14 protein-coding genes are annotated in these 15,777 nt (G+C 64.7%); 8 read left to right on the top strand and 6 right to left on the bottom strand.

The features are described from left to right. Window positions 1–76: 76 nt before the first annotated feature. The 7 genes from M2337_RS11710 to M2337_RS11680 all read left to right on the top strand — a co-directional run bounded on the left by M2337_RS11710 (window position 77) and on the right by M2337_RS11680 (window position 9,462). Entirely contained in the window at window positions 77–1,087 is a 1,011-nt protein-coding gene (locus tag M2337_RS11710) for an NAD(P)H-dependent flavin oxidoreductase (RefSeq protein WP_264570374.1), read from the top strand. A 345-nt stretch (window positions 1,088–1,432) separates the two neighbouring features. Beyond that, entirely contained in the window at window positions 1,433–3,733 is a 2,301-nt protein-coding gene (gene ptsP, locus M2337_RS11705; RefSeq protein ID WP_264570373.1) for a phosphoenolpyruvate--protein phosphotransferase, read from the top strand. Window positions 3,734–3,840: 107 nt separating this feature from the next. After that, window positions 3,841–4,698 (top strand): helix-turn-helix domain-containing protein, encoded by an 858-nt coding sequence (locus M2337_RS11700; protein ID WP_264570372.1) that lies wholly within the window; start codon window positions 3,841–3,843, stop codon window positions 4,696–4,698. 93 nt (window positions 4,699–4,791) lie between these two features. Further along, window positions 4,792–5,757 carry a hypothetical protein gene (locus M2337_RS11695; RefSeq protein WP_413716198.1) on the top strand — a complete coding sequence of 322 codons (966 nt, stop codon included), beginning with the start codon at window positions 4,792–4,794 and terminating at the stop codon, window positions 5,755–5,757. Continuing rightward, window positions 5,750–6,697 (top strand): tRNA lysidine(34) synthetase TilS, encoded by a 948-nt coding sequence (gene tilS / locus M2337_RS11690; protein ID WP_264570371.1) that lies wholly within the window; start codon window positions 5,750–5,752, stop codon window positions 6,695–6,697. The genes M2337_RS11695 and tilS overlap by 8 nt, the downstream gene beginning before the upstream one ends. Before the next feature lie 70 nt (window positions 6,698–6,767). Next, a complete protein-coding gene (ftsH, locus tag M2337_RS11685) occupies window positions 6,768–8,717 on the top strand; it encodes an ATP-dependent zinc metalloprotease FtsH (RefSeq protein ID WP_181559746.1) in 1,950 nt (649 codons plus the stop codon). Window positions 8,718–8,826: 109 nt separating this feature from the next. Next, the gene (locus M2337_RS11680) at window positions 8,827–9,462 is read left to right on the top strand and encodes a DUF3800 domain-containing protein (protein ID WP_264570370.1); all 636 of its coding nucleotides are present in this window, start codon (window positions 8,827–8,829) and stop codon (window positions 9,460–9,462) included. A gap of 83 nt (window positions 9,463–9,545) precedes the next feature. Here M2337_RS11680 and rpoZ read toward each other — a convergent pair whose 3' ends face one another. Then, the gene (gene rpoZ, locus M2337_RS11675; RefSeq protein ID WP_181559744.1) at window positions 9,546–9,890 is read right to left on the bottom strand and encodes a DNA-directed RNA polymerase subunit omega; all 345 of its coding nucleotides are present in this window, start codon (window positions 9,888–9,890) and stop codon (window positions 9,546–9,548) included. Between the two features lie 202 nt (window positions 9,891–10,092). Here rpoZ and M2337_RS11670 point away from each other — a divergent pair, with 202 nt between their 5' ends. After that, a complete protein-coding gene (locus tag M2337_RS11670; protein WP_264570369.1) occupies window positions 10,093–11,274 on the top strand; it encodes a phospholipase D-like domain-containing protein in 1,182 nt (393 codons plus the stop codon). On the opposite strand, the gene M2337_RS11665 is transcribed toward M2337_RS11670, so the two are convergent. The 5 genes from M2337_RS11665 to dapF all read right to left on the bottom strand — a co-directional run bounded on the left by M2337_RS11665 (window position 11,243) and on the right by dapF (window position 15,720). Next, window positions 11,243–11,851 (bottom strand): class I SAM-dependent methyltransferase, encoded by a 609-nt coding sequence (locus tag M2337_RS11665; RefSeq protein ID WP_264570368.1) that lies wholly within the window; start codon window positions 11,849–11,851, stop codon window positions 11,243–11,245. The genes M2337_RS11670 and M2337_RS11665 overlap by 32 nt on opposite strands. A 142-nt stretch (window positions 11,852–11,993) precedes the next feature. Continuing rightward, window positions 11,994–12,638 (bottom strand): inner membrane-spanning protein YciB, encoded by a 645-nt coding sequence (locus M2337_RS11660; RefSeq protein WP_413715131.1) that lies wholly within the window; start codon window positions 12,636–12,638, stop codon window positions 11,994–11,996. Further along, the gene (gene ftsY, locus M2337_RS11655) at window positions 12,628–13,560 is read right to left on the bottom strand and encodes a signal recognition particle-docking protein FtsY (RefSeq protein ID WP_264570367.1); all 933 of its coding nucleotides are present in this window, start codon (window positions 13,558–13,560) and stop codon (window positions 12,628–12,630) included. Before ftsY ends, M2337_RS11660 begins: the two co-directional genes overlap by 11 nt. Then, complete coding sequence (gene mtaB, locus M2337_RS11650) at window positions 13,553–14,893, bottom strand: tRNA (N(6)-L-threonylcarbamoyladenosine(37)-C(2))-methylthiotransferase MtaB (RefSeq protein WP_264570366.1); 1,341 nt, start codon at window positions 14,891–14,893, stop codon at window positions 13,553–13,555. Before mtaB ends, ftsY begins: the two co-directional genes overlap by 8 nt. Next, a complete protein-coding gene (gene dapF, locus M2337_RS11645) occupies window positions 14,890–15,720 on the bottom strand; it encodes a diaminopimelate epimerase (protein WP_264570365.1) in 831 nt (276 codons plus the stop codon). Before dapF ends, mtaB begins: the two co-directional genes overlap by 4 nt. Window positions 15,721–15,777 lie beyond the last annotated feature (57 nt).

Below are 15,777 nucleotides of genomic sequence, written 5' to 3'. Positions count from 1 at the left end.
GTGCCGGCATCCGGTCGGCCGCTGATCTCCTCTTTGCCGTCGCTTCCCGGTGGGAAGGGTCAGATTGGGTATCGTGATGACCGACCGTCTTTCTTCCCTCATGGCCCGCGGCACCGCATTTCTCGGCAGCGAGACCGCGATCATCTGTGGCGCGATGAGCTGGGTGTCCGAGCGGCATCTGGTGTCCGCTGTCAGCAATGCCGGCGGCTTCGGCCTGATCGCGTGCGGCGCCATGACACCGGACCTGCTCGATACCGAGATCGCCGCGACCAAGGCGATGACGGACAAGCCCTTTGGCGTGAACCTCATCACCATGCACCCGCAGCTGTTCGATTTGATCGCAGTCTGCGCACGCCATTCGGTCACGCATATCGTGCTGGCCGGCGGCCTCCCGCCCAAGGGCAGCATCGAGGCGATCAAGGCGAGCGGCGCCAAGGTGATCTGCTTCGCCCCAGCCTTGTCGCTGGCCAAGAAGCTGCACCGGTCAGGCGTCGATGCGCTGGTCATCGAAGGCATGGAAGCGGGCGGCCATATCGGCCCGGTGGCGACCAGCGTACTGGCTCAGGAAATCCTCCCGGTGATGGCAAGCGAGCTGCCGGTCTTCGTGGCCGGCGGCATCGGCCATGGCGAGGCGATCGCTGCTTATCTCGACATGGGCGCGGCCGGCGTGCAACTCGGCACCCGCTTTGCCTGCGCCAGCGAGAGCATCGCCCACGCCAATTTCAAGAAGGCGTTCTTCCGGGCTTCGGCGCGCGATGCCATTGCCAGCGTGCAGATCGATTCGCGGCTACCGGTGATCCCCGTGCGCGCCCTGCGCAACGCCGGCACCGACGCCTTCACCGCCAAGCAGCGCGAAGTCGCGCAATTGCTCGACGATGGCAAGGTCGATATGGGCGAGGCGCAGCTGCAGATCGAGCATTATTGGGCCGGTGCCCTGCGGCGGGCGGTGATCGATGGTGACATCGAAAATGGCTCGCTGATGGCCGGCCAGTCTGTGGGCATGGTGACGAAGGAAGAACCCGTCGCCGAGATCATCACGACCCTGATGGCCGAGGCGCGGGCCGCGTTGACCCGCCGGGTCGGCTGATCACGGCGCTGCTCTCGCAGCCAGCCTGTCGATCATTGGTTAACGGGTAGCGATATCACGGCGTTCCGTTTACAGCGGTGCGAACGCGCCGACTGGTGCGACCGCCGAAAAGAACAAGACGTCGGGAGAGGTGCCGTGCTGAAGGGCCGGTCAAATGACAGGTGCATGAGGGGCGCGTTGTTGTGCGTTCCAACGCCTGCTTGCGTGTCTTCCGCGCCTCCTTCTTTTCCGACTGGCTTTCTTCCTCTGCTGCTCACCATTCCATCATCGTCTTTGCCGGGTTTCTCGCCCGGAAAGATCGAGACGAGGTTGGTTCCCGGCGGCAGTTTCTGATAGCAGGAACGCATGGATCAAACGCGGCGCCCGGAATCCCCATCGAGCAGTGCGGCCACGGCCGCGCGCAGAATTCTCTCTCGCCTCCATGAGGTGATGGCGGCGCGTACGCAGACGCAGGTGAAGCTCAACAAGGTCGTCGAGATTGTCGGACAGGAGCTTTCGAGTGAGGTCTGCTCGATCTACCTGCTGCGCGATGGCATGCTGGAGCTGTTCGCGACGCGCGGCCTCAAGCAGGAGGCCGTTCACGTCACGCGCCTGGCGCCGGGCGAGGGGCTTGTCGGCACGATTGCCCAGAATGTCGAAACGCTCAATCTCGAGGAAGCGTCGGGCCATCCCGACTTCGCCTATCGGCCGGAAACGGGCGAGGAGCGCTTCCACAGCTTCGCCGGTGTGCCGATCGTCCGCCGCGAAAATGCGATTGGCGCATTGTGCGTCCAGCATCTCGACCCGCGCGGCTATGAGGAAGTCGAGATCGAGGCGCTGCAGACGGTGGCGATGGTGCTCGCCGAGTTGATCAACAACGCCAATCTGGTCGATGAAAATCCCGGCGAAGATCGCCCGCTCGAAACCGGTGCGAGCATCCTCTCTGGCCTGCAGCTCGTGATGGGCATGGCCCGCGGTCACGCGGTGTTCCATCAGCCGCGCGTGACCATCGAGCATACCGTCGCCGAGGATGTCGAGGTCGAACGGCAGCGCGTGTATTCGGCATTCGCCAAGATGCGCGAGCAGATCGAGCGCATGGCCGGGCAGGCCGAGTTCGGCATGGATGGCGAGCACAAGGAGGTGCTCGAGACCTACAAGATGTTCGCCTATGATGAAGGCTGGTCGCGGCGGATCAATGAAGCGATCGACTCCGGCCTCACGGCCGAGGCGGCAATCGAGCGGGTGCAGCAACGCACCCGGATGCGGATGCGGCAGATCGACGATCCGCTGCTGCAGGACCGGATGCACGATCTGGAGGATCTCTCCAATCGCCTGCTGCGCATCGTGGCCGGGCAGCTCGGCACGGCGGCGCAACTGGGGCTGCGGCAGGACACGATCCTGATCGCCCGCAATCTCGGGCCCGCGGAACTGCTGGAATATGACCGGCGGCGGTTGAAGGGCGTCGTGCTGGAAGAAGGCTCGCTGACCGCGCACGTCACCATCGTGGCGCGGGCGATGGGCGTGCCGGTGTTGGGCCGGGTCAAGAATACCCGGGCGCTGATCAACGAGGGCGATCTGGTGCTGCTCGATGTCAATCAGAACCGCCTTTACATCCGCCCCTCCGAGCCGATGGACGAGGCGTTCGAGAGCGGCCTGGCGCTCACGCAGAAGCGGCGCGCGGCCTATGCTGGGCAGCGCGATCTGCCGGCGGAGACAAAGGATGGCCAGCGCATCGAGCTGATGGTGAATGCCGGCCTGCGCGACGATGTCGCCGCGCTGGATGTGACGGGCGCCGATGGGATCGGCCTGTTCCGCACCGAGTTCCAGTTCCTCGTCTCGGCCACCCTGCCGCAGCGCGAGCGCCAGCAGCGGCTGTACAAGGAAGTGCTCGACGCAGCGGGCAACCGTCCGGTCATTTTCCGCACGGTCGATATCGGTGGGGACAAGGCGCTGCCTTATCTGCGCAAGAGCGATTCCGACGATGAGGAAAACCCCGCCATGGGCTGGCGCGCGGTGCGCCTCGCCCTTGAGCGAGACGGCCTGATGAAGGCGCAGGCCCGGGCATTGCTGGAGGCCGCGGCCGGGCGGACCTTGCATGTCATGTTCCCGATGATCTCCGAGCCATGGGAACTCACCCAGGCGATGACGCTGTTTCGCGAGCAGAAGGACTGGCTTGCCAAGCGAGGCCGAAAGCTGCCCAAGAGCGTCAAATATGGCGCGATGCTGGAAGTGCCGGCGCTCGCCGAAGCGCTCGACTTCGTGCTGCCGGACCTGGACTTTCTCTCCATCGGCACCAACGATCTCACCCAGTTCCTGTTCGCTGCCGACCGCGCCAACCCCAAGCTGGCCGAGCGTTACGATTGGCTGAGCGTCGCGATCCTTCGCTTCCTCGCCCGCGTGACGCGGACCTGCTCCGAGCATCGGGTGCCGGTGGGGGTCTGCGGCGAAATGGGGGGGCGTACGCTGGAAGCCATGGCCCTGCTCGGCCTTGGCATCCGCCGCCTCTCCATCACGCCGGCCTCGATCGGCCCGGTCAAGGCGATGGTCCGTTCGGTGGATCTCACGGCCTTGTCGCAAGTCACGGTTGATTTGCTTAAGGGCGGGGTTGCCAACCTTCGCGAGCCGCTCTCGCAATGGGCGGACGACAACGGCGTCGATCTGGGCTGAGCGCGCGAGCAGCGTTGCGCGAAAGAATTCGCGCGTTGACACCGCATAGTGACTGATGAAACAAAGGCATTGGCAAGAAGACCGAAAATAGACGGATAATGGCCTCAATGCGCGAAGATGCGAACGAAGAAGAGACGGTCGCGCGCAGCGGACTGAGTGCATCGGTACAGATGCGGCAGGCGCGTGAGGCTGCGGGCATGTCGCTCGATGATGTGGCAAGCCGCACGCGCATCACTTTGCGCCATCTCACCGCGCTGGAAGCCGGTGACTATCAGGCGCTTCCCGGAACGACCTATTGCGCGGGCTTCTCGCGCGCTTATGCCCGCGCGGTCGGCATCGATGAACATGCCCTTGTCAGCAAGGTGCGTGAAGAAATCGCTGAAATGGGCGTCGAGCAGGACCCTTATGAGATTGAGGAGCCGGTCGATCCCAGCAGCGTTCCACCGCGCTATCTGGTAATCGCCGCCGCCGTCATCGCGATGCTGTTTGCGGGCGGTTACGCGATCTGGCGGACGCAGTACATCACGCCGCCGACCGACGACCAGCTTGCGATCGAACAGCGGACCGAGCCGCGCATCGCCGACCCGCGCAACAAATCAGCGGCGCCCGCGCAGAGCCCGGCACAGGCACGCCCAAACGGCCCGGTGGTCCTGACTGCGGTGAACGAGGTTTGGCTGCGCATCTATCAGCCGGACGGAAAGCGTCTCTTCGAAGGGACGCTGGAGAAGGACAAGAGCTTCACCGTCCCGGCCGAGGCGCAGGACCCGATGATCCTCACCGGACGTCCGGACGCGCTGGCGGTGACCGTTGGCGGGCAGGCTATCCCGCCACTTGGGACTGCCGAGCGGACGATATCGGATGTTCCGCTGACGGCTGCGGCTTTGCTTGAACGCCGCGTTCAGCCCACAGACACCGATCCGGCGGCATCGCAGACCAGCAATGGTGATGCACCGCCGGCGGGTTGATGCTAGCAGGCACGGCCTCGCCAACGGATGGGGTAGCGCTCATTGCGCCTCCGCCACCGGCCAACATGATTTGAACATATCAGGAATTTCACCATGGCAGCAGAGCTTTCCCCCCACGAGATGACCAGCAAACGGACCGGCGGCGGGATTGTCCGCGCCCTGCTCCTTGCCGGCGCCGGCCTGCAGCTGCTCTTCAGTGCCCCGGCAAGCGCCCAGCGCACGGTGGAAGGCCGCGTCGATCGGCTCGAGCAGGAAATGCGGGCCGTGCAGCGCAAGGTGTTCCCCGGCGGGGCGGGCCAGATCATGGCGCCGGAAGTGACGCCGCCGGCGCCGACGCCCGGTGTCGCAGCCGGTGCGCCCGCGACGACGCCGATTGCCGATCTGACGGCGCGAATCAACGCCGTCGAGGCGCAGCTCGCTCGCCTCACCGGTCAGGTCGAGGAGAATGAGCACCGGCTCCGTCAGCTGGAAGAGAATTTCAAAGCGATGAGCGCCGCGCAGGCTGCTCCGGCCGTCGATCCGGCCAGTCCCTTTGGCCCGCCCAGCGCGCCGCTCCCCGACCGCGCGGCCCAGGCTGCGCCGGCGGCGACCCCACGCCCAGCGGCGCAGCCGTCCCTCGTGGCCCGCACCGAGGCGGTGGCGGCGGTCGAGCGCCCCAGCACCGGCAATGCCGCGCTGGATAGCTACACCTATGGCTTCCGCCTCTGGACCGCCAAATTCTATCCCGAGGCGCAGGTGCAACTGCAGCAGACCGTCGACAAATATGGCAAGGACCCGGTCGCCAGCCGTGCCCATAATCTGCTCGGCCGCGCGTTTCTCGATGACAAGAAGCCGGCGGCTGCGGCAAAGATCTTCTACGAAAACTACCGGCAGCGCCCGGCTGGCGACCGCGCGGCGGAGAGCCTTGCCTGGGTGGGTGAATCGCTCATCCAGCTCAACCGGCTGAAGGACGCGTGCCTCGCCTATGATGAGTTGAACGAGGTGTTCGGCGCCAACATGCCGGCCAGCGTGCGCGACATGATGACCAAGGGCCGGACCCGCGCCAAATGTAGTGGCTGACACGCTCGCGCAGCGATTGCCCCAGGCGGTTCGGCACCTGCTTGGGCGCGCCTTGCTAGCCTCCGAGCGCGTTGGCATCGCAGTCTCGGGCGGAGCGGACAGCATGGCGCTGCTCTCGCTGGCTGTGCGTTGCTGGCCCGGGCAGGTTGAGGCGGCGACGGTCGATCACCGATTGCGAGCCGATTCAGCCGCGGAAGCAGCCACGGTGGCCCATTGGTGCCAAAGCGAGGGCGTGCCGCACGCGACTTTGACCGTCGCGCGGTCCCTTGACGGCAATCTTCAGGCGGCGGCACGTGCGGCGCGCTATGCCCTGTTGGAGGACTGGCAGCAGGCGCGGGGCCTCGACTGGCTGATGACGGCGCATCAGGCGGACGATCAGCTCGAAACGCTGGTCCTGCGGCTCAACCGCGGGGCAGGGGTGGCGGGACTGTCAGCCATCCGGGCCCGGCGCGGGTCATTGCTGCGGCCGCTGCTCAATGAGCGCCGCGCTGATCTGCGCGCGTGGTGCCAGAGCGAAAACGTCCCGTTCATCGACGATCCGAGCAACGAGAACCAGCGGTTCGACCGCGTAAGAGTTCGGCAGGCACTGACTGGCTGCGATCTCATCGACCCCGGTGGCATGAACCGCGCGCTAGAAGCGCTGGGCGAAGCGGAGGACGCCATCGCCTGGATGCTGGACCGGCTCACCGCCGAGCACGTCATGCTGGCCGAGGATCGCGCCGAGCTCGCCCGAACGGACCTGCCGCCCGAGCTCCTTCGCCGCCTGATCTTGTGCATGATTGCCCATCTCAATCCGCAGGCAGAAAAACCGCGTGGGCCATCGCTGGATCAAGCGCTTGTTCAACTTTTCGATGGTAAGACCGTCACCTTGGCAGACTGCCTTGTCACCGGAGGGGCGCGATGGACGATGCGGCGGGCACCACCGCGCAGGTCGTGCTGAGCCCAAAGCCGTTCCGGGCATTGTGTTCCGGGCAGGAAGTCCTATTTTGGACCGCGAAAGCGAGTGGTTGATGAACGATAACAAAGAGCCGCAAGGCAATCCATGGATCAAGAGCGCCCTCATATTGGCGGGCGTGTTTCTTGCGCTGCTGATGTTCGTGACGGTGTTCGACAGCAAGGGCATGAGCAACAACGGCACCGCGATTGCCTATTCCGATTTCCGCGACCGGGTTTCCGCCGATGCGGTGAAGGAAGTGGCGATCGGTCCGGACCGGATCAGTGGCGTGCTCAAGAACGATCAGCGTTTCGTCACCTACGCCGTGCCGGACCCGCAGCTCACGGCGCTGCTGGACGAGCATAAGGTCAAATATAGCGGCCAGCCCGAAGAACAGCCGAACTTCTGGATGATCCTGCTCTACCAGTCGCTGCCGTTCATCCTGATCCTCGGCATCGCCTTCTTCGTGCTGCGCCAGATGCAGAAGGGCGGCGGCGCCGGCGGCGCGATGGGCTTTGGCAAGTCCAAGGCCAAGCTGCTCACCGAGAAGCAGGGGCGCGTGACGTTCGATGACGTGGCCGGCATCGATGAAGCCCGTGAGGAGCTTCAGGAGATCGTCGAGTTCCTCAAGGACCCGAGCAAGTTTGCGCGACTGGGCGGCAAGATCCCCAAGGGCGCGCTGCTGGTCGGCTCGCCGGGCACCGGTAAGACGCTGCTGGCGCGCGCGATCGCGGGCGAGGCGGGCGTGCCGTTCTTCACCATTTCGGGCTCTGACTTCGTCGAAATGTTTGTGGGCGTCGGCGCAAGCCGCGTGCGCGACATGTTCGAGCAGGCCAAGAAGAATGCGCCCTGTATCGTCTTTATCGACGAAATCGACGCCGTCGGTCGCCATCGTGGTGCGGGCCTGGGCAATGGCAATGACGAGCGCGAGCAGACGCTGAACCAGCTGCTGGTCGAGATGGATGGCTTTGAATCCAACGAAGGCATCATCATCATCGCCGCGACCAACCGGCCTGACGTGCTCGATCCGGCGCTGCTGCGTCCGGGTCGTTTCGACCGTCAGGTCGTCGTGCCGCGCCCGGATATCGAGGGGCGCATCAAGATCCTCGAAGTGCATATGGCCAAGGTGCCGCTGGCGCCCGACGTCGATGCGCGCACGATCGCGCGTGGTACGCCCGGCTTCTCCGGTGCCGACCTTGCCAATCTCGTCAACGAGGCTGCTCTGATGGCCGCGCGGCGCGGCAAGCGTCTCGTGGCCAGCGCCGAGTTCGAGGCGGCCAAGGACAAGGTGATGATGGGCTCCGAGCGGCGCTCCATGGTCATGACCGAGGACGAGAAGAAGATGACGGCCTATCATGAGGCTGGTCACGCCATCGTCGCGATTCACGAGCCGGCGTCCGATCCGATCCACAAGGCCACCATCATCCCGCGCGGTCGCGCGCTGGGCATGGTGATGCGTCTGCCGGAGCGGGACAGCTACAGCTATCACCGCGACAAGATGCACGCCAATCTGGCCGTCGCCATGGGCGGGCGTGTGGCTGAGGAAGTGATCTTCGGTCACGAGAAGGTGTCGTCCGGCGCGTCCGGCGATATCCAGTACGCCACGCGGCTCGCGCGCGACATGGTCACCCAATGGGGCATGTCCGACGAGCTGGGGCCGCTGCAATATGAGGAGCCGCAGGGCGAGACCTTCCTCGGTTACTCGCAGAGCCAGCGCGTCCACATGTCCAATGAAACCGCGCAGAAGATCGACGCGGAGATCCGCAAGGTTGTCGAATCCGGTTATGATCGGGCCAAGACGGTGCTGAGCGATCATCTCGATCAGCTTCACCTGCTGGCCAATGCGCTGCTGGAGTTCGAAACGCTCTCGGGCGACGAGATCAAGACTTTGATCGACAAGGGCGAACTCGTGCGTCCGAGTGGTGAGAAGATCCGGCCCTCTCCCGTCCCGGTGACGGGCACGTCGATCCCCAAGACGGGCAAGCGCAAAGGCCCGATCAGCGATCCGACGCCGCAAAACGTCTGACCCGGTGAAGGTGGACACCGAAGACTGACTGTCGCCGCGAGCCCCACTGGCTTTGCGGCGACAATCATTTTGAAACGCGGTCATTATAAGAAGCTGCACCGGAGGACGGATGTCCATCTATATCGACGAGAGCGGCAGTCTGCCCGCGGGTGCCATGATCATGGCCGGGGTCGAGATCGAGGCGGATGCCGCCGATCGGCTGCTGGCGCGGTTTCGGGCAGTTGTGGGTTTGCGCGGTGAGCTCAAGGGCAGCCGGATCGGCCTCGTCGAACGCGCCTTCTTCTTCGAACTGCTCGACCGGTTCGATGCCCGGGCCAAGATCTGCATCATCCGCGCCGACCCACAAGACGCCGGCCGCCGTCCCGAAGACCTCGACGTCTATGTCGCGCTGCTCACGCAGCTGGTGGACGAATGGCGACCGGACGCGGAGGAGGATTGTCTGCAGGTCTTCATCGACGCAGGTCGATACGACACGCTGGTGCTGGAATCCGTGCGGCACGACATTGCCAAAAGGCTCGCGCGATGCGGCAGCGCGCAGATGATCGACAGCAGGCGCTCGGCGGGGGTGCAGATTGCCGATGTCGTCGCCAACAGTTTCTACAACATCGCGATCCGGTCTGGCCGCTCCGCGCGGATCGAGACCATCGTCGAGCCCTTTCTTGCGGGCGGCGTGCTGCAAACCAGCGATTTGCGCCACAGGCCGGCACCCCGCGCGCCGCGTCCGGTCGCGGCAAGGCACGATTGACATCGAATTCAGTCCCCAGCCGCATCAAAAAAGGCGGCTTCGACTTGTGCCGAAACCGCCTTTCGATCTGATGTTCTGAGGGCTTAGCCGTCGTAGTCGGCACCCAGGCTGTGCGAGCGCGGCGGCGTCGCAGCCGTAAGGCGCAGCGCCTCGGCAGAGCGTGCGATCGAGCCGATTTCGTCCGGCGTGTCGTCGTCGTCGATCTGCATCTTCTGCATCGAGCCGACGAGGTCGTGCTTGAGGTCGTCCGGCATGATCGTCTCTTCGGCGATCTCGCGCAGAGCGACGACCGGGTTCTTGTCGCGATCCCGATCAACGGTCAGTTCGGCGCCACCGGAGATGGTCCGGGCGCGCTGCGCCGCCAGGAGAACGAGGTCGAACCGGTTGGGAACCTTGTCGATGCAATCTTCGACAGTAACGCGCGCCATGCTTGGCTCCTGAGCAGATTAAGGAGAATGCGGGAAAGGCTGTCGGCTAACAGTCGAGGGAGCGAAAGTCAAGAAAATCGCAGGGGCGATGGGAGGCTCGCGGCGCTGCGATCATGGAAACAATAGCGTCCATCCGGCATTGAAAGGGCGGGATGCGCGCGTGATGGTTGGCAAGGCAGGGTGGTTGACGCATGAGGGGGGCATGACTGGCAACGTCTCTACGCTGGCACCGCGCGTGCACGATGATCGCCTGCACGAGGTGGCCGGTAACAAGCTCAGGTTGATGCCCGGCGGGCAGGATCGGCTCGATACGCTGCTCGACCTGATTGGCAACGCGCGCGAGACACTCGACCTCTATTTTTATATTTTCGCGGCGGACGACTGCAGCACGCTGATCCGTGACGCTCTGGTCGAGGCCTGCAAGCGCGGCGCCGCTGTCACACTGATGATCGACGCGTTCGGATCGGCGCGGACGCCCGATGGGTTCTTCGATGCCTTCATCGGTGCTGGCGGGCGTTTTGCGCGGTTTGGTGCACGCCGATCGATGCGCTACCTGATCCGCAATCATCAGAAGATCGTGATCTGCGACGGCCGCCGGGCGATGATCGGCGGGTTCAATTGTGAGAACAGCTACTTCGCCGGCCCCGAGGACGCGGACGGCTGGTGCGACCTTGGCCTCGCGCTTGAAGGGCCGCTCGTCGCAGATCTCGCCCGGTGGTATGAGGGATTGGCGAAATGGAGCCTGGAGAGCCGACAGCGGTTCAGCCAGTTGCGGCGGCTGGTCCGCACCTGGCAGCCCGGAGAAGGAAAGGCGCGCTGGCTGATCGGGGGTCCGACGCGCTTTCTCAACAGCTGGGCAAAGTGCGTGAAGACAGATTTGCACCATGGCCGCACGCTCGATCTGGTCGCGGCCTATTTCTCCCCGAGCCCCGGCATCATGCGCCGCATAGCCGGCATCGCCCAGCGCGGGAGTGCCCGGCTCATCACGCCGGAGCGATCCGACAACACGACCACGGTCGGTGCTGCCCGGCACTTGTATCGGCGGCTGCTGCGGGCCGGAGTGCGAATCCTGGAGTATCAGCCGCAGAAGCTGCACATGAAGCTGATCGTCATCGATGACGTCGTCTATGTCGGGTCCGCAAATTTCGATATGCGCAGCCTGTTCCTCAATCTGGAGCTGATGCTGCGCATCGAGGATGCCGAATTTGCCCGCGCCGCGCGCGCGCTGGTCGACACGATGGCGAAGGACAGCACGGTCATCGACGGCCGCACTTATGCGGCGCTCGCCAGTCCATTCAGTCGGTTTCGCTGGTGGATTGATTATCTTCTGGTCGGCGTGGCCGACTATACCGTTACGCGACGGCTAAACTTTCGGCGTCGCTAAGCGCCGCGCCCGCTTCGTTTCCCTTGCGGGCCCAGAATAGGCGGGCAGGGGGGATGCACCGCCACACCATGCCCTGCGCCACATTCGCGAAATTGGCCTCAAGGCGCGAGAGCACGAAGCGCGAATATTGATAGACGAGAAACTGGCCGCCCGGACGGATGGCACGCGCCGTCGCGGCCGCGATGTCGTCGGCGACGGCGGGGGGCAGGGTGGAAAACGGCAGGCCGGAGATGATGTAGTCCGCCGCCTCGAAGCCCTCACGCGCGAGAATGGCTTCCACGTCGGCGGCCGATCCCTCCACGCAGATGAGCCTTGGGTCCGCAATATGCTGGCGCAGATGGCTCACGAACATGGGATTGGTGTCGATGGCGATCAGCCGCGCGTCCGGCCCAAGCCGCTCAAGAATGCGCCGGGTGAACACGCCCGTGCCCGGACCATATTCGACGACGCAACGCACGTCCTGCCAGTCGACCGGATCGAGCAGGGCGTGAATGGCGATGTCGGATGTGGGGATCACCGATCCCACCATCCGCGGATGGCGGATGAACTGTTGAAGGAACAAAAATTTGGGAGACATTGCCAACGTCGTTGCGGTCACTTTCGGACTTCCCTCTCTTTGACGTGACAAATTAACGTGCGACGCGCAAGGTCGTTTCTCAAGCCTTGAAGAATATTGCTAAAATTCTTCGGCCGACACCAATTCTTATCGCGCGCTTATCTTAGGCTGTTGGGCCGCTCTGCTTGTCGCCCAGCTCCAGACCGTGCTTCATGAGCATGGGGACATTGGCCATGGCGAATAGCATCGAGGCAGCGGTGACACCCCAGACCTTGACCAGCAGCCAGGTATCGAAATCGAGCGACATCCGCATCAGTTCATTCGCCACGCCGAGCGCCGCGAAGAAGAAGCCCCAGTTGCGCGAGAGCTTGAGCCAGCCCGTTTCATCCAGCCCGCTATAGGCCGACTGCAGCAGGTAGCGCAGCAATGGCCGGCCACCCATCCAGCCACCGATCAGCATCAGCGCAAAGAAGCCGTAAATGATCGTCGGCTTGAGCTGGATGAAGGCCGGATCGTGGAAATACAGCGTCAGGGCGCCGAAGAAGAGGACGAGGATCGCCGAGAGCCAGAGCATCGGCGACACCTTGCCCAGCCGCCATTTGCTGACCACCACGGCCACCGCAATCGCGGCCATGAAGGCGGCAGTGCCGGCAAACATGCCGATGAACTTGGTGGCAAGGAAGAAGACGAGCAACGGCCCGAAATCAAGTGCCATCGGCAGCCAGCTTTCGCCCTTCGGGCCGGGTGCGATCGGCGCGGAATCGATGGTCGCATCGACGCGGGGCCGGGCTTTGTCGTCAGCGTGCATAAGCCGCTCCTGCAATGGCGTGGGCGAGTTCGCCGGGGTCGAAAGGGCGCAGATCGTCGATCTTCTCGCCTACGCCGATGGCGTGAATGGGTAGGCCGAATTTCTCGGCCGCTGCAACCAGAACGCCGCCCCGCGCCGTGCCATCCAGCTTGGTCATCACCAGCCCGGTGACATTGGCGACATTCTGGAAAATCTCGATCTGCGACAGCGCATTCTGGCCGGTCGTTGCGTCGAGCACGAGCACGACATCGTGCGGCGCGGCGGGATTGAGGCGTCCCAGCACGCGGCGGATCTTGGCCAGCTCGTCCATCAGTTCGGTGCGGTTCTGCAATCGCCCGGCGGTGTCGACGATGAGGATGTCCGTGCCCTGCGCGGTCGCCTGCTTGACCGCGTCGAACACCACGCCTGCCGCATCGCCGCCTTCCGGCCCGGTGACGATGGGCACGCCCAACCGCTCGGCCCAGATGCGCAACTGGCCGATGGCAGCGGCGCGGAAGGTGTCGCCGGCTGCCAGCATCACGCTGTAGTCCTGCTCCTGGAACAGATGCGCAAGCTTGGCGATGGTCGTCGTCTTGCCCGAGCCGTTGACGCCGATGACAAGGATGACCTGCGGGCGCGGGAAAGCCTCGATCTCGATGGGCCTGGCCACCGGGATCAGCACCTTCTCGATTTCCTCGGCAAGGATCTCGCGCAGATATTCCTCGGTCAGTTCCTTGTTGAAGCGCCCCTCGGCCAGCCGGTCACGGATGCGCGCGGCCATCGCCGGCCCGAGATCGGTGGTGTAGAGCGCTTCCTCGAGTTCATCGAGCGTCTGCTCATCAAGAGCCGCCTTGGCAAAGACGCCGGAAATGCTCTCGCCGAGCCGGTCGGAAGTGCGTTTGAAGCCGCCGAAAAGGCGATCGCGCCAGGAAAGTTCAGCCATGCTCGGCTCCATGCGCGATGAGCGTGTTTCCCTCAAGCCCTGTGATGCGGGCGCGGACAATCTCGCCGGGCTTTTGGGGGGCAGCAAAGCGGACCGGTGCGAAGCTCTCGCCAAGGCCCATGAGGCCGCTGGTCTCGGTCAGCACGCTCTGGGTGGAGCCGACGAGGGCGCGAAGCCATGCCATCCGTTCCGCTTCACAGGCGGCCCGAAGGCGCGCGGCGCGCTCGCGAATTACGCCCCGGTCGAGCTGGGGCATCCGCGCAGCCGGGGTGGTGTCACGCGGAGAATAAGGGAAAATATGGCCGTGAACGATGCGGCAATCGCGGACCAGCGCCAAGCTGTTCTCGAACATCGCATCGTCCTCGGTCGGGAAGCCGGCGATGATGTCCGCGCCGATGGCGATCTCCGGGCGCCGCGCGTGCAAGCGCTCGACCAGATCGACGGCCTGGGCACGGCTGTGCCGACGCTTCATCCGCTTGAGGATCATGTCATCGCCCGCCTGCAGCGAGAGATGGACATGCGGCATGAGCCGCGGTTCGCCGGAGATGAGGTCGAACAGCCGGTCGTCGATCTCGATGCCGTCGAGCGAAGAGAGGCGCAGGCGGGGCAGATCGGGCACATGGCGCAGGATGCGCTCGACCAGCAGCCCGAGACTGGGCGTGCCGGGCAGGTCCGGGCCATAGCTCGTCACGTCGACGCCGGTGAGCACGATTTCCTGCACGCCCTCATCGACCAGCGCGCGAACCTGATCCACGACGGCGCCGGCCGGCACCGACCGGCTCGGCCCACGGCCGAAGGGGATGATGCAGAAGGTGCAGCGATGATCGCAGCCATTCTGCACCACGACGAAGGCGCGAACCCGCTCGGCAAAGGCGGCCAGCAGGTGCGGCGCCTGATGTTCGAGGGTCATGATATCGGCGACGCGGACCCGCTCGGGCGATGGAATCTCTCCTCCGTTCGTGTCGAGCGAAGTCGAGACACCAGAGGACGAGCCTGGCCGTATCTCGACTTCGCTCGATACGAACGGAGAGGTCCGGAGATGCTCTGCAAAGGCTGCTTTCTCGCCATTGCCGATGACGGCAGTCACCTCCGGCATAGCAGCGAACATTCCGGGGTCGGTCTGCGCCGCGCAGCCCGTGACCACGATGCGAGCTTCCGGCCGGGCGCGGTGGGCGCGGCGAATGGCCTGGCGGGTCTGGCGAACGGCCTCGCCGGTGACCGCGCAGCTATTCACCACGACAAGATCGTCCCGCCCGCCCAATTGCTGGCGAATGGCCTCACTCTCGGCGATGTTGAGCCGGCAGCCGAGCGTAATGACCTCGGGGCCGGTCATGCGGCGGGTGCGAACTCAGCCGGATCGAGCGTGCCATCGAACACATGGGCAGCCGGGCCGGTCATGCTGATATGGCCACCCGGCGCCCAATCGATGAGAAGATCACCGCCCGGCAGACTGACGCGCACCGGACCTTGAGCGATCCCCCGGCGAAGCGCGCTGACTGCCGTCGCGCAGGCGCCGGTCCCGCAGGCCTGGGTGAAGCCGGCTCCGCGCTCCCAGACCACCAACCGAATATGGTCGGGCGCGAGCATCTGCGCGAAATTCACGTTCACGCGGGCGGGGAACAGCGGATCATGCTCGATCAACGGTCCGAGGCGCGCCATGTCGATATCATCCAGCGCATCGACGAAGAACACCACATGCGGGTTGCCAATGCTCACTGCGGACGGCGCCGGCAGATCGTCCCAGCTCACCGGCATGGTGAGCGTGTCCATGGCATAAGCCAGCGGCACCTGCTCCCAATCCGTCCGCGCCTCGCCCATATCGACGCTGACCAGATCGCCCTGGCGATGGGCCTCCAGCAGCCCGGCATTGGTCTCGATGGTTACATCCCGTCCCACGAACAGCGGCACGCAGCGGGTGGCATTGCCGCACGCATCGACCTCGCTGCCATCCTGGTTGAAGATGCGCATGGAGACATCGGCGCGCTCGGAGGCGCCGACGACGATCAGCTGATCGCATCCCACCCCGGTCCGACGGTCGGCAATGGCCCGCGCCAGTTGCTCGGTCATGACGACCGGTCGCTCGCGGGCATCGATGACCACGAAGTCATTTCCAAGGCCGTGCATCTTGGCGAAGGAGAGAAGGGCGGGGTTGGCAGACATGCGGCGCGTTTAGGCGCGTGAGGCAGGGAAGTCCATGTTTTGCGGAAAAATGCAGCT

It is taken from the genome of Sphingobium sp. B2D3A (genome assembly GCF_025961795.1).
GTDB lineage: Bacteria > Pseudomonadota > Alphaproteobacteria > Sphingomonadales > Sphingomonadaceae > Sphingobium.
Note: the sequence above shows the minus strand (reverse complement) of the source record. Positions and strands in the feature narration are given on the sequence as shown.

Bases quoted from the DNA above. Each gene is read 5' to 3' on its own strand.
- M2337_RS11710 (WP_264570374.1), top strand. From the start codon at position 77: ATGACCGACCGTCTTTCTTCCCTCATGGCCCGCGGCACCGCATTTCTC.
- ptsP (WP_264570373.1), top strand. From the start codon at position 1,433: ATGGATCAAACGCGGCGCCCGGAATCCCCATCGAGCAGTGCGGCCACG.
- M2337_RS11700 (WP_264570372.1), top strand. From the start codon at position 3,841: ATGCGCGAAGATGCGAACGAAGAAGAGACGGTCGCGCGCAGCGGACTG.
- M2337_RS11695 (WP_413716198.1), top strand. From the start codon at position 4,792: ATGGCAGCAGAGCTTTCCCCCCACGAGATGACCAGCAAACGGACCGGC.
- ftsH (WP_181559746.1), top strand. From the start codon at position 6,768: ATGAACGATAACAAAGAGCCGCAAGGCAATCCATGGATCAAGAGCGCC.
- M2337_RS11680 (WP_264570370.1), top strand. From the start codon at position 8,827: ATGTCCATCTATATCGACGAGAGCGGCAGTCTGCCCGCGGGTGCCATG.
- rpoZ (WP_181559744.1), bottom strand. From the start codon at position 9,890: ATGGCGCGCGTTACTGTCGAAGATTGCATCGACAAGGTTCCCAACCGG.
- M2337_RS11670 (WP_264570369.1), top strand. From the start codon at position 10,093: ATGACTGGCAACGTCTCTACGCTGGCACCGCGCGTGCACGATGATCGC.
- M2337_RS11665 (WP_264570368.1), bottom strand. From the start codon at position 11,851: ATGTCTCCCAAATTTTTGTTCCTTCAACAGTTCATCCGCCATCCGCGG.
- M2337_RS11660 (WP_413715131.1), bottom strand. From the start codon at position 12,638: ATGCACGCTGACGACAAAGCCCGGCCCCGCGTCGATGCGACCATCGAT.
- ftsY (WP_264570367.1), bottom strand. From the start codon at position 13,560: ATGGCTGAACTTTCCTGGCGCGATCGCCTTTTCGGCGGCTTCAAACGC.
- mtaB (WP_264570366.1), bottom strand. From the start codon at position 14,893: ATGACCGGCCCCGAGGTCATTACGCTCGGCTGCCGGCTCAACATCGCC.
- dapF (WP_264570365.1), bottom strand. From the start codon at position 15,720: ATGTCTGCCAACCCCGCCCTTCTCTCCTTCGCCAAGATGCACGGCCTT.